Genomic DNA, 14,203 nt, shown 5'->3' with positions numbered 1-14,203 from the left:
CTTTTTTGCGCTTATTTTGAAGCCATTAATGCGCGACGATTGGCATAGAAATAATCCCATCCAGACCATACTGTGAAAATTAATGCGATGTAAAGCATAATTAAACCAAATGGTAAACCAACTAATATGAAAATAGTGTCATGTAGCAATAATGCCGAAATCGCTAAAATTTGGGCAGTTGTTTTAATTTTGCCTAAACCGCCAGCTGCTACAACTTCACCTTCGCCTGCTAGCACTAGACGCAATCCTGTAACCGCAAATTCACGGCTAATGATAACAATCACAATCCACGAAGCTGCAAATCCTAGTTCTACTAAAATGATTAATGCTGCAGAAACCAATAGCTTATCGGCTAAAGGGTCTAAAAACTTTCCAAACGTCGTAACTAAGTTGTATTTACGGGCATAATAGCCGTCCACCCAATCTGTGAGTGATGCAAAGATAAAAATTAACCCTCCGACAAAGTGAGTGACCGGCATGTCGGCGCCAAAAAGCGTCATTGTTCCCCAGTCAAAGCCTGCTAACATAACTACCATAAATACAGGAATCAATAAAATCCTTGAGATGGTAATCTGGTTTGGTATGTTCATTGTTGTTTCCCCTTTCACACTTTCATGAAAAATAGCCATCCAAAGATGGCTATTCGACGTTTGTCAATTGAATAACGATATTTTGGGTTTGGAGCGGTTGCGTATACTCGATGTTTTCACCGTTCATAGTCAATGTAATATTAGTGTATTCTCCAATACGTACATGAACACGCTCTACTTCAGCTAAATCGAGTGTTTCTTTTTCTCCAGCTTGCATAACACGTGCTTTAGAAGTCAACTCTTGCTGATTTTGATCAGTGGCGGCAATCCAGGACGGTCCATCCGCAACTATTTCGAGCTGAGGATTCGCCGTTCCTTGCCATGTATAAGTTGTTGTTTCACCTTTTGTTTCTTTTAGTGAAAGAACAGATGTAGGTTCTGCAGGTTTTTCCGCGGGTTCTTCCACAGCCGCTTCTTCTGTTTCTTCTGGCGTAGCTGGAACAGGTTCTTCATATGGCACACCTACGCCTTCTTCTTCTGCTGGTCTATTGGCGGAATCTCTATTCGTTGATGCACTATAAAAATACCAAGACACCGCAAGAATTAAGACAATAAATAAGGCAACCAAAACTTTTGGTATGATGTCAGCATATGTCTCGCTCGGAGCTGTACGTGCAACAGAACGGCTTCTAGAAGTATACGTTTCTGGCATTTGTGTTTTTTCAACCGTATCATTTGCTGGCATTTGTGTTTGAAACTGGTCAAGCAATTCTTCACCATTTAATCCGACCGCTGCCGCATATTGCTTAATAAAAGCACGCACATAAAATGCACCTGGCATCATACTGTGATTGCCATCTTCTATACCAGCCAAGTACCGCTTTTGTATCTTGGTCAAGTCTTGTAAATCTTCCAAACTAAAACCTTTGGCGATTCTGGCCTGTTTCAGCCTTGTACCCAACTCATTCAAACCGATCACCTACCTACTTAAAAGTTGAAGCCATCTCCAAACATATTCCCTTGTGATTTTTCATCCATGAATGTATTTTTCTCCAGTACTTCATAGGTGATCTTTTCGTCTGGGTGGTGACGCAATTCAATAATATAATCAAAATCATCAATGCTGTATTCGGATTGTTCTACAAACTTATCTGGATGTTCTACCACTTTAATCGTTGGCATCCGCATCATTTCCCGGACTAATTGCATATGCCGTTCATCTGCAGAACGACGTGTAACAATGCCATCTAAAATAAAAATATTGTTGTCGTTATGTTCATCACCCATCAACTGATTGCGTACAGTTTGTTTAATCATTGTAGAAGAAAGAAAAATCCACTTTTTGTTCGCACTAACGCTTGCAGCGACTATTGACTCTGTTTTACCAACGCGCGGCATTCCTCTTAAGCCCACCAACTTATGACCTTCTTGTTTGAAAATTTCTGCCATAAAATCTACAAGCAAGCCTAATTCGTCCCTTACGAAACGGAATGTTTTTCGATCATCAGCGTCTCTTTGAATATACCTGCCGTGACGTACTGCTAAAATATCCCGCAGTTTTGGCTCCCGGAACTTAGTGACAGCAATCGTTTCGATTGTTGACAAAATTTGTTCGAAACGTTCTAGTTGGACATCATGTTCTGCGCGCAATAGCATTCCGCGACGCCCTTGATCGACACCATTAATAGTAACGATATTTACCCGTAACATTCCCAAAAGAGAAGCGATATCGCCAAGAAGACCAGGACGGTTAACTTGGATTTCGTATTCAAAATACCATTCTTTCATGCAATATCCGACCTTTCTCTATACAAGCTGTCTAAAAGGGTTTCTAGTTAATATGATAGCTGATTTGCCGCTCTCGTGAAAGAGGCAGTTACTCAGAGAAATACGATTACATCAACCATCCACCATTAATGCGCAATGTTTGTCCTGTCATATAATCTGCTTTTCCTCCAATTAGAAATTCCACAGCATCTGCGATATCTTGAGGTGACCCGAGTCCGAGTGGAATTTCTTCTTCAATCTCTTGTATCTCTTCTTGAGAAAAACCGGCATTCATTTTTGTTTGGATAAAGCCAGGTGAAACAGCATTCACTCGCGTTCCGGATGGCGCCATTTCTTTTGCATACGCTTTAACAAATGCTAACTGCGCACCTTTAACGGCTGAATACATTGTTTCCATAGATGCGCCTATCTCTCCCCAAATCGAAGAAACAAAAACGACATACGATTTGTCGTGACGATGAAAATAGGAAGACAATGAGCGAATTACCGAAATCGGGTTTTTTACATGCACTCGCCATAAATCTTCCATATCTTGTTCCGTAGTATCAATTAACATCTTAACTAGCGATTGCCCACTAGCAACAACGATGCCCGTTGCATCATATACATTGTTTGTAAGCTGCTGCACACCTTCTTCAAGAGCTAAATCTGCTTGGACTGGTATAAATTCCTGCATAGGGTAACTTTTTGTAAGCTCTTGTGCTAGTGGGGCTGTCGAATTAGCATTGCCATGTAAATATAAGCACCAACCGCTTTCTGCTAATTGCCGAGCAATGCTGTTCCCAATTTCACCGGACGCCCCGAGTAGGACAACAAATCGTTTCACTGTTCGCCCTTTTTCGGTGGCATAATTGTAAAGACTGAATGCTGAGATTCATGGCTAACTAACGCAAATGCATTTTGTAAATCCACAACTTCTAGCTCTTCTAATACTGGAACAACGTCAAACAAGTTCATTTCATTAAATGCATAATTGGTGAATTGGTTTGCAATGTATTCCGGAGAATTTAATGCTCTTAAGAAAAAGCCGATTTTCTTACGACGAACACGATCAAGGTCTTCCTGACCAAATGGCCATTTTTCAACTGCATTTTGAAGCGTGTGTTTAATTTCTTTTATCAATATTTCAGGCTTGTGTGTGTCAGATCCGACTAATGCATAACCAAAACCTTGTTCTAACGAGTAGTCGAATGAATACGACTCATCGATCCAATCGTTTTCATAGGCGTGGTGGTAGAAATCGGAAGTTCGACCAAATAATAATTCATAAGCAAGTTGAGCTGCTAGCTCATGTTTAAGCATGTCAGGACCAATTAAATCTAGTTTTTCTGGTTTAATACCGTAAAACACCTTTGGTTTTTGAACGCTCATTTCTAATACACGTTCTTTTATCGCTACTTCTTTTGGCTCTTCTGGATAAATGCGCGTAATTTCTGTAGGCTCTTCAAATGATTTTTGTGCTTGGTCTTCTTTTACTAATGCCATCATTTTTTCAGGATCTACATTTCCGACGATAAATAACACCATATTCGACGGATGATAAAACGTGTTGTAGCACGTATACAAATGTTCAGCTGTAATATCTTGAATTGATTCAACTGTACCTGCAATGTCGATTTTCACAGGATGATTTTTATACATGTTTTCAATAATCCCAAAATACAAACGCCAATCCGGTTGATCATCATACATCGTAATTTCTTGGGCGATAATGCCTTTTTCTTTTTCTACAGTCTTTTCTGTAAAATAAGGAGTTTGCACAAAATCTAATAAGGTTTTGACATTTTTATCGATTTCTCCTGTTGCAGAAAACAAATAAGCTGTTCGCGTAAACGAAGTAAAAGCATTAGCTGATGCTCCTTGTTTACTAAACTCTTGAAACACGTCTCCTTCTTCTTTTTCAAACATTTTATGTTCTAAAAAGTGCGCGATGCCATCCGGAACTTTGATTGGCTCTTTTTCACCTTGCGGAACAAAATGGTTGTCAATAGAACCATATTTTGTCGTAAATGTAGCAAATGTTTTTGAAAAGCCTTTTTTCGGTAAAATATAAACCGTTAAACCGTTATCTAGTTTTTCATGAAATAATGTTTCTTCTAATTGTTCAAATTCTACTTTATGCATTTGTTTCATCCTCCTTGCCGGATAGGAAGTAAGTCATTTCTAACGACAATTCCTTAGCAACTAACGCGATATCTTCTTTCGTCACATTCTTCCATTTATTAATCATATACTCAGGTTCGAAACGATCTGTCAGTTCCATGTATTGATCATAAATGTCGATTTGTCCACGTGCCGAGTCAAGCGCTTCTTTTAACTGATTGATCAGCAATGCTTTTGTTTGATCGAGTTCAACATCTGAAATATTCCCTTTTTTCACTTCTTCTAATTGTTCTAAAACTAAAGTCACCGCTTTTTCTTCTAGCTTAGAATCAATGCCCGCAAGAACGAACATCAACCCAAATTGCGATGCAAAAGAACTTGAGACGTAATAAGCCATACTTTCTTTTTCACGAATGTTTACAAATAATTTAGAGTGCGCATAGCCACCAAAAACGCCGTTCATCAGCTGCATGATTGGAAACTTCTCATCGCGGAATGTAATCGGCGTAAAAAATGCCATGTGTAGTTTTCCTTGTTTCATGTCTTCGAATTCAAGAACACGTGATTGCTCTGGCTTTACCAATTCCATTGGCGGCACTGCAATCGCTTTTTCCCGATCTTTAAAATGGAAAAATTCACGAATATATGAAGCGATCATTTCAGGTTTCACATCGCCTACCGCATAAATTTCAATTTCGTTTTGGGTAATCATTTCGTTGTATTCGGCTACTAATTGCTCGTTTGTAATGCTTTCAACGATTTCAATTGTGCCATTTGATGTAATAGAAGCCGGATGGTTCGGCAAAGCCAGCTCCATCATACGTTGCTGCGCATATCGCGTTTTCTCATCAAATACTGATTCGATACGTTGCACAATAGAATGCTTTTCACGTGTGAATATAGATTCTTTAAACAAACCATTTTCGAAATTCGGTTTGAACAAGACGATATACATTAAATTCAAAACCTTTTCTAGTACACCTTTTTCAGAAAGGTATTGATCATTGACTGTTTCAACATTTAACGTAACCACGTGCTCATTTCCACGCTTTGATGAATCTATGTAAAGAGAAGTACCATATAGGTCATCAAGCACCATACGAAGTGCTGTATGTGATGGATAAACCTCATTACTGTGTTGTAAGACGTTCGCCAAAATCGAACGAGCCGATGCCTTTTCTTTCGTTAATTTATCTTTGAATTTAATTGAAAAATTTATCGTTTTAAATTGTGTGGTCTCATTGACATGCACATTTACGCCTTTAGCAATATTAATCGTTTCAAACATGTAGAATCCCCTCTCGTCGTTCATGTTCTAACTATACCGAACCTTTTCCGTTAATTGCAAATAAAGAAAAGCGCAGGTGCCCGTTTTAGTCCCGACAAGCGCTGGAGGACTTGTTGATAATGGCGCTCTTTGCCATTATCCGCAAGTTCGAAGCGACCTCGAGGGACTGGGCACCGGAGCTAGACAATAGAAAAGCGAAAGCGGCCGTTTAGATTCGACGGGCATAAGATGACCTGGCGAAGTGGCGTTCTTTGCCACACAGTCAGGACAGTTTATGACCCAAGAATCTGGCCGCTTGAGCTGAATCATAAAGAAAAGCGCAGGTGCCCGTTTTATCCTGACAGCTAATGAAAAGAGCCGTCGGAATCGACGGCTCTTTAAAAATCTTATCGTTGACCTTTGATGTACGGTTTTCCGATTGCAAGTGGAGCATGTGCGCGACCGATAAAACCAGCAAGTGCAAGAATAGTTAATACATATGGCAAAATCAACAAGAAGACGTTTGGAATTTCCGAGATATACGGAATAGACGATCCAACAATACTCAATGACTGTGCAAACCCAAAGAATAAGGCTGCTCCCATCGCGCCAAGCGGATGCCATTTCCCAAAAATCATAGCAGCCAATGCCATAAAGCCTTGACCATTGATTGTGGCATGACCAAAATCATTTGTAATAGTCTGTGCGTAAATCGCGCCACCAATACCGGCTAAACCACCAGAAATCATAACAGCGATATAACGCATTCTCGTTACATTGATTCCCATTGTATCTGCAGCCATCGGGTGTTCCCCGACAGCACGTAGACGAAGACCAAATGGAGTCTTGTAAATAACAAACCATGCTAGTACGGCAATACCGATTGCAAAGAACGAGGTATTGTAAACTGATTTAAATAGCAATGGCCCGATAACTGGAATATCAGATAAGAACGGAACATTGTAACGCGAAAAACGTTCAGTGATGAAATCTGTTTGTCCTTTATCAAAAATACGTTTTACCAAATAAATCGATAACGCAGCCGCTAGTAAGTTTATAGCTACTCCGGAAACTACTTGATCGGCACGGAATGTAATAGAAGCTACCGCATGCAATAGTGAAAGGAGAAGAGCTGCTAACATTGCTGCAACTAATGCTACCCAAGGTGTAGCCGATCCAAATGTATCAGCATACAATAAGTTGAACAAGATACCAACAAAAGCACCGATAACCATTAATCCTTCAAGTCCAATGTTGATAACACCAGATCTTTCTGAGAACACACCGCCAATTGCGACTAAAATAAGTGGTGCCGCATAAAAGATCGCTGAAGGAACGATGAAATATAATACTTCTAGGAAACTCATATTACTTCGCCTCCTTCTTCTTAGCTGATGCACGGAGCAGCAGCAAGCGAATGATGTAGCCTGAAGCTACAAAGAAGATAATAACTGCGATAACAATTTCAACAATTTCAATTGGAATACCGGCAGCATTCGGCATATTTAAGGCTCCATACTTTAATGAACCAAATAATGTAGCGCCAAATATAACACCAAGTGGCGTGTTCATGCCTAGTAAGGCAACTGCAATTCCGTCAAATCCAATCCCGGTAAATCCACCTTTAGAAGATACATACTCGAAAGTTCCAAGTGCTTCCATCGCACCTCCAAGACCGGCAAATGCACCAGAAATGACCATTGCTAAAATGATGTTTTTATTAACGTTCATCCCTGCGTATTGAGAGGCATTTTGGTTAAATCCAACCGCTTTTAACTCAAATCCAAGCGTTGTTTTTTCTAAAATAATCCACATCACACCAACCATCACTAATGCGATAATAATCCCAAAATGCAGTCGTGAAAATTCGGTTAAGTTTTGTAAAAACTCCGAACGTAGTGAAGCACTTGCATAAATATTGCCTGTGCGATCTCCACCGTCAGAAACTGTACGGATTAAAGCGTTGGTTACGTGTAACGCAACATAGTTCATCATGATGGTAACGATAACTTCGTGCACACGGAATTTAGCTTTTAAAAGACCCGGTACAAAGCCCCATAATGCACCAGCTGCAGCTGCAGCCAAAATCGCTAAAGGCAAGTGGATAATTTTCGGTAATTCTACAGCCACACCAACGTAAGCTGCAGCAAACCATCCTACAATTAATTGTCCTTCAACACCAATATTGAATAGTCCTGAGCGGAAGGCAAAAGCTACCGCAAGACCAGCTAATAAATAAGGTGTGATTTGGCGAATGGTTTCACCAATAGTATATAAGTCTCCAAAAATTCCGTTCCAAAGAGCAGCATAGCCTTTTAGAGGGTCATAGCCGCTGACCAGCATAATTACTGCGCCGACCAACAATCCTAAAATAACGGAAATGATGGGGACCAAGAGATTGGTCGCTCTATTCGACATGCTGATCCTCACCTTTCTTAGTTAAATCCTGTGTTTTTTTCTGATCAGTATGTCCTGCCATTAACAAGCCTAGCTCTTGCTCGGTCGTCGTTTCTGGCGTTACAATATCCACAATTTCTCCATCATGAATAACGGCAATGCGATCTGAAACATTCATAACTTCGTCTAGTTCAAACGAAATCAACAATACAGCTTTTCCTTTATCGCGCTGTTCAATTAATCGACTATGAATAAATTCAATAGCTCCAACATCTAATCCCCTAGTTGGTAAAGCCGCAATCAATAAATCGGGATCTCGGTCAACTTCTCGGCCAATAATCGCTTTTTGTTGATTCCCACCAGATAATGAACGTGCTAACTCTGACGGTCCTTGTGTACGAACATCAAAGTCTTTAATAATTTGCAATGCTTTTTCATTGATTTTGTTGTAATCGATAATGCCTGATTTAGAGATTGGCTTTGAGTAGTATGTTTGAAGCGAAATATTATGACCAATTGGGAAATCGAGTACCAAGCCATGCTTATGTCTATCTTGAGGAATATGCCCAACACCCGACTCAGTTACTTTGCGTGGTTTCATGTTGGTAATATTTTTCCCATTAATTGAAATGGTTCCACTCTTTACTTTTCGAAGTCCTGTAATCGCTTCAATTAGTTCAGACTGTCCATTTCCATCAATTCCTGCAATTCCGACAATTTCGCCTTTACGAACATTCAAATTCAAGTGTTTTACTTTTTCAATGCCTCGATAATCAAGAACGACTAAATCTTTAATGTCCAAAATTTCTTCACCGGGGAACGATTCGCCTTTTACCGTAGTAAATTCAACTTGACGACCCACCATTAAAGATGCAAGATCGTTCGGATTGGTTTCTGCTGTAATAACCGTTCCAATTCCTTGCCCTTTTCGAATAACAGTTACACGGTCAGATACATCCATAATTTCTTTTAGTTTGTGCGTAATTAAAATAATGGATTTTCCTTCAGCGATTAAGCGTTTCATAATTTGAATCAACTCGACAATTTCCTGTGGCGTTAATGAAGCCGTTGGTTCATCAAAGATTAAAATTTCTGCTCCGCGATACAATGTTTTTAATATCTCTACTCGCTGTTGCATACCTACTGATATATCTTGAATAATAGCATTTGGATCAACATTTAAGCCGTATTGTTCAGACAAGGCCTGTACTTTTTTAGCGGCATCTTTTTTATTGGTTACACCGTATTTAGTTGGTTCGGTTCCTAAAATGATATTTTCTGTAACTGAAAAATTTTCAACCAACATAAAATGCTGGTGAACCATTCCGATTCCAAGGTCATTCGCTATGTTTGGGTTAGAAATATCTACTTTTTTCCCACGAACTCGGATTTCTCCACCTTCTGGCTGATACAAACCGAACAAAACGTTCATTAATGTCGATTTCCCAGCACCGTTTTCCCCTAGTAATGCGTGAATTTCTCCCTTTTTCAGTTGCAGCGTAATATTGTCATTAGCGACAAATGTACCGAACTCTTTACGGATATTCAGCATTTCGATTACATACTCCACTGTTGTCACTCCCTCAAGACTGCTAACTTTTTAAAAAAATTAATTAATACAGGAAAGGCTTCCGTTTCCAAAAACCTTTCATCTATTAATTTCTACCTTGTAGACAAAAAAAATCATAAAGACCGGTAAAACCGGCCTTTATGATGACCGTCTTAAAAACTTTCTATTACTCTACAGTTTCAGGAACTTCAATGTCACCATTGATAACTTGTTGTTTAAATTCTTCGATTTTCGCCATTACGTCTTCTGGAATTGCTCCACGTGAATCAGCTAAATCTACACCGTCATCAGACAAACCGTAAGTAACTGTTTCGCCACCTGGGAATTCGCCTGCCATAGCTTGTTCAGAAATATTGATTACAGCTGTATCTACGCGTTTCAATACTGAAGTTAAAGTAACGTTAGCGTCACCTGTTTGACCTTCATCGTATTGATCCGAATCTACGCCGATAACCCAAATATTTGCTTCTGGATTCGACTCTTTACGTTCTTTTGCTTCAGTGAAGACACCGTTACCCGTACCGCCAGCTGCGTGGAAAATGATATCTGCTCCAGCAGAGTACATACGGTTCGCAGTTGTTTTACCTAATTCCGCTTTATCAAAAGCACCTGTGTATTGAACATCAACTTCAACTGACTCGTCTACAGCTGCAACTCCTGCAAGGAATCCTGCTTCAAAACGTTCAATTACTGGAATTTCCATTCCACCAACAAAACCAATTTTTTTCGTTTCAGACATTAAAGCCGCTGCTACACCCGCAAGGAATGCACCTTCTTGCTCTTTAAAAAGAACACTTGCAACGTTTGGAGCATCAACTACTGCATCAATAATTGCAATTTGTGCTTCAGGCTGTTGTTCAGCAATTTCTGCTACAGCGCCTTCCATCAAGAAACCAATTCCGAATACAACATCGAAATCGCGACGGATCAAGTTGTTCAAGTTAGTGTTGTAATCCGCATCTGATGCAGATTGAAGATAGTCATAGCCGCCATCGCCTTTTTCAAGACCATTGTCTTTACCAAATTGCTGAAGACCTTCCCATGCAGATTGGTTAAAGGATTTATCATCTACGCCTCCAACATCGGTAACCATGGCTACTGAGAAGTCTGAAGTTTCTTCTCCGCCTTCTCCTCCACCAGTTTCACCGTTTGAAGTATCTTCGTCGCTACCGCAAGCAGCAAGCATAGTTCCAGCAGCAAGCATTAATGATAAACCTAGACCAAATTTACGTTTTGTCAATGTAATAACCCCCAAGGTTTTTTTGATATTAGCAGGAATTTGATGTTTTACATACGTTTGCGAACCACATGAAAGCTGAATTTATCAGCTCTAAAGTAATTCTTTGAATAAAGCACCAAACGATCGTCTTCATCGTAATGGAGCTGTTTTAAAACAAGTAATGCTGTTTCCGGTTCACACTCCAGGATTGGCGAAGCATCATCATGATAACCAGTCGGATCAATAAATGTCACCGCATAAGAGATATGAATGTCTCCAGATTCTTCAATCGCTTTAAAAATGGAACTTTCTGTGCGTTTCAAAAAATCTGTAGGCAAATACGCGGAAGGAACCTTGTCGATACAATAAACTACAGGGTCGCTGTTTGCCGTACGAACGCGTTCAATAGTAATAATGGTATCATCGGCTGTGCAATGAAAGCGTTTTATATCCTCTTCAGAAGAAAGGCCCTCTGACGTGCTTAAGTAGATAGCACCGGGTTCCATTCCTGCCTGACGGATCATATCAGATACACTCGTCAATTGTTCAATTCCCGAAGAAAACAAAGGTTTTGAATTGACAAAAGTTCCAACTCCGTGGCGTCTGACGATAATATTATCTTCTTCCAACAGCCGAAGCGCTTCTCGTAAAGTCGCTCGGCTAACTCCAAGTGTTTTCGATAATTCGAATTCGGACGGCAACTTCTCTTTCTCTTTGTAGACGCCCGCAGCAATATCTTGCTTCATTCGATCGATAACTTGAAGGTACAAAGCACGATGATCCGATTTGATTGTCATACGATTCACCACCCATGACAGAGATCAGACATCTGATGTAAAACATTCCTACTAATCAGAATTACTATAACACTTATTAGAAACGAAATAAATAGTAATTTGTCGAATTCAGCGAATTTTCGGTTCTCGAATAAATAAATGAGTGATTAATTTATCACAAGTAACTGCAAATTCCTCAATAATCTTCCTGCTTTGGAACTAGTACGGTACGCGGTTTACTGCCTTCATAAGGTCCGACGACACCACGTTGCTCCATTTGATCAATAATTCGTGCTGCACGCGAATACCCTACACGAAAGCGACGTTGTAACATTGAAACAGAGGCCGTTTGCATTTCTGTAACTAATTGCACAGCTTCATCGTAAATTTCATCTGTTTCTTCGTCTATTTTGGTTTCATCAATTTCACTTGGAATCATATCTTCTTGATATTGTGCTTTTTGTTGTTCGATTACAAAGTCGACAATTTTCTCGACTTCTGAATCAGACAAGAATGCACCTTGAACACGAACTGGTTTTGATTGACCTGCACCCAAGAACAACATGTCTCCTCGACCAAGTAATTTCTCAGCGCCACCCATATCCAATATCGTACGAGAATCGATTGATGACGAAACGGCAAATGCAATACGTGACGGAATATTGGCTTTGATGACTCCTGTAATGACGTTAACACTCGGACGTTGCGTCGCAATAATCAAATGAATTCCTGCAGCACGCGCCATCTGAGCTAATCGCGTAATCGCATCTTCTACTTCATTTGAAGCAACCATCATTAAATCTGCTAACTCATCGACAATGACGACAATAAACGGCAACTTCGGATGCTTGTCTTCGTTTTCTTCGTTGAAGACCCGAACATATTCGTTATATCCTTCGATATTTCGTGTGCCGGTATGCGAGAAGAGTTCGTATCTTCTTTCCATTTCAGAAACAATTTTCTTTAATGCTTGTGCCGCTTTACGCGGATCTGTAACAACGGGTGCTAAAAGGTGTGGGATACCGTTGTAGACGTTTAACTCAACCATTTTCGGGTCAATCATCATCATCTTCACTTCATGCGGTTTGGCACGCATAATGATGCTTGTGATGATGCCGTTAATACATACGGATTTCCCGCTCCCCGTCGAACCGGCAACTAAAAGATGCGGCATTTTATTTAATTGGGTCATCACAGCTTGGCCTGTAACATCTCTGCCAAGTGCAAATAATAGTTTAGCATCGGGCTGGTTGTTTTCTTCCGACTCCAATACTTCACGTAAGCTAACAATTGAAACTTCTGAGTTTGGCACTTCAATACCAATTGCTGATTTTCCTGGTATGGGTGCTTCAATACGAATATCACGTGCTGCTAAAGCTAAAGCTAAATCATCATGCAAGCTAACAATTTTACTTACTTTGACACCTGTGTCTGGCAATACTTCGTATTTTGTCACAGCAGGACCTAAATGAACTTGTGTTACTTTTGCTCTTACCCCAAAGCTTTGAAAGGTTTTCTCAAGTTTTTTAGCATTTTTTTGAATTCCCGAATATTCTCCACTTTGGTCATGATGCGGCGGCAAAGTTAATAAGCTCATAGGAGGCAATTGGTATTCTTCGTTCTCAAGTTCTTCTGCAGTCGACAACAATTGGACTTCTCCGGTTTCTTGAGGTTCGTCTTCAGAAACTTCTGGAGGAGCTGTTTGTTTCGGTTTAACATTTTCGGTAAATGCCGAAATGATCGGCGCTTCTTGTTTTGGCTCGTATAAAAGATCCTCTTCTTGGTCGTCATCTTCATCGTAAGACAAAGATTCATTGATTTCCAAAACTTGTTCAGGTTCTGATTTTTTACGAGAAGTGCGTGTTTTTTTCGGCTTGCTTTGCTTAAAGCGGCTCATTAACGAATCCATAAATGGGCGCATACTTGGTATTTTTTCAGCGATAAACGGAGCAGCTGCTTTTCCAGTTAAAATGATCGCACCAATTGATAGTAAAATGATGGCTACAATCCATGTGCCTGCTGTGTCAAAAAGAACATGCAATAGCGCATACAGAAAAGCGCCTAAAATCCCGCCTCCTGTTGCTAAGTAACTATTCCAAATAGTGCCCGTCATTTTCGTAGTTCGGATTGTTTCAGCAATTACGTTTGATGAAGTGATCGGCAAAATACTATTTGCTGCCCAAATTAAATGACAAATTAGCAAAATGCCAATTAATACGAATAAGGATCCAAACGCCACTTTCATCTTAGGTTTTGGCCATTCACGCTTTACCATTACATATACCGCCACAAAAACGAGCGATAAAGGAATTAAAAACGCCATATATCCAGCTAAATATTCGGCGATATTGTAAAACATTTTTCCAATAACGCCGAGTTGAAACATCATTAATACCGCAATTCCTAACATTATTAATCCGATGACTTCATATGCAATCATTGGCATGGGTTGTCTTTTTTTGTTTTTAGGTTTTGCCTTTGGTTTCGCTTTTGCTCTTGCTCTCGCTTGTGATTTTTTCTTCGCAGTTTCACGAGCCCTATTCATACCTATCC

The 14,203-nt window shown here is 39.9% G+C and carries 12 protein-coding genes; all 12 read right to left on the bottom strand.

The features are described from left to right. Positions 1 to 11: 11 nt before the first annotated feature. Positions 12 to 590 (bottom strand): CDP-diacylglycerol--glycerol-3-phosphate 3-phosphatidyltransferase, encoded by a 579-nt coding sequence (gene pgsA / locus GPDM_RS09475; RefSeq protein WP_008430912.1) that lies wholly within the window; start codon positions 588 to 590, stop codon positions 12 to 14. Between the two features lie 49 nt (positions 591 to 639). Beyond that, positions 640 to 1,428 carry a RodZ domain-containing protein gene (locus GPDM_RS09470; RefSeq protein WP_237704150.1) on the bottom strand — a complete coding sequence of 263 codons (789 nt, stop codon included), beginning with the start codon at positions 1,426 to 1,428 and terminating at the stop codon, positions 640 to 642. An 89-nt stretch (positions 1,429 to 1,517) separates the two neighbouring features. Further along, positions 1,518 to 2,318 (bottom strand): YmfK family protein, encoded by an 801-nt coding sequence (locus tag GPDM_RS09465; protein ID WP_008430910.1) that lies wholly within the window; start codon positions 2,316 to 2,318, stop codon positions 1,518 to 1,520. Positions 2,319 to 2,424: 106 nt separating this feature from the next. Further along, positions 2,425 to 3,144, bottom strand: a complete 720-nt coding sequence (gene ymfI, locus GPDM_RS09460) for an elongation factor P 5-aminopentanone reductase (RefSeq protein WP_008430909.1) — start codon at positions 3,142 to 3,144, stop codon at positions 2,425 to 2,427. Then, complete coding sequence (yfmH, locus tag GPDM_RS09455; RefSeq protein ID WP_008430908.1) at positions 3,141 to 4,442, bottom strand: EF-P 5-aminopentanol modification-associated protein YfmH; 1,302 nt, start codon at positions 4,440 to 4,442, stop codon at positions 3,141 to 3,143. The genes ymfI and yfmH overlap by 4 nt, the downstream gene beginning before the upstream one ends. After that, the gene (gene yfmF, locus GPDM_RS09450) at positions 4,435 to 5,709 is read right to left on the bottom strand and encodes an EF-P 5-aminopentanol modification-associated protein YfmF (protein ID WP_008430907.1); all 1,275 of its coding nucleotides are present in this window, start codon (positions 5,707 to 5,709) and stop codon (positions 4,435 to 4,437) included. The genes yfmH and yfmF overlap by 8 nt, the downstream gene beginning before the upstream one ends. Positions 5,710 to 6,095: 386 nt before the next feature. Continuing rightward, on the bottom strand, positions 6,096 to 7,055 hold the full coding sequence (locus GPDM_RS09445; protein WP_008430904.1) for an ABC transporter permease: 960 nt from the start codon (positions 7,053 to 7,055) through the stop codon (positions 6,096 to 6,098). A 1-nt stretch (position 7,056) separates the two neighbouring features. After that, entirely contained in the window at positions 7,057 to 8,106 is a 1,050-nt protein-coding gene (locus tag GPDM_RS09440) for an ABC transporter permease (RefSeq protein ID WP_008430903.1), read from the bottom strand. After that, complete coding sequence (locus tag GPDM_RS09435; RefSeq protein ID WP_008430901.1) at positions 8,096 to 9,655, bottom strand: ABC transporter ATP-binding protein; 1,560 nt, start codon at positions 9,653 to 9,655, stop codon at positions 8,096 to 8,098. The genes GPDM_RS09440 and GPDM_RS09435 overlap by 11 nt, the downstream gene beginning before the upstream one ends. 166 nt (positions 9,656 to 9,821) lie before the next feature. Further along, entirely contained in the window at positions 9,822 to 10,895 is a 1,074-nt protein-coding gene (locus GPDM_RS09430) for a BMP family lipoprotein (protein ID WP_008430900.1), read from the bottom strand. A gap of 47 nt (positions 10,896 to 10,942) precedes the next feature. Beyond that, entirely contained in the window at positions 10,943 to 11,671 is a 729-nt protein-coding gene (locus tag GPDM_RS09425; protein WP_008430898.1) for a GntR family transcriptional regulator, read from the bottom strand. A 175-nt stretch (positions 11,672 to 11,846) separates the two neighbouring features. Then, positions 11,847 to 14,195: an FtsK/SpoIIIE family DNA translocase gene (locus GPDM_RS09420; protein ID WP_008430896.1), complete on the bottom strand. Its 2,349-nt coding sequence runs from the start codon at positions 14,193 to 14,195 to the stop codon at positions 11,847 to 11,849. Positions 14,196 to 14,203: the final 8 nt, after the last annotated feature.

Origin of the sequence: Planococcus donghaensis MPA1U2 (assembly GCF_000189395.1) — a bacterium.
GTDB classification, from domain to species: domain Bacteria; phylum Bacillota; class Bacilli; order Bacillales_A; family Planococcaceae; genus Planococcus; species Planococcus donghaensis_B.
This window is presented reverse-complemented; position numbering and strand designations above follow the sequence as displayed.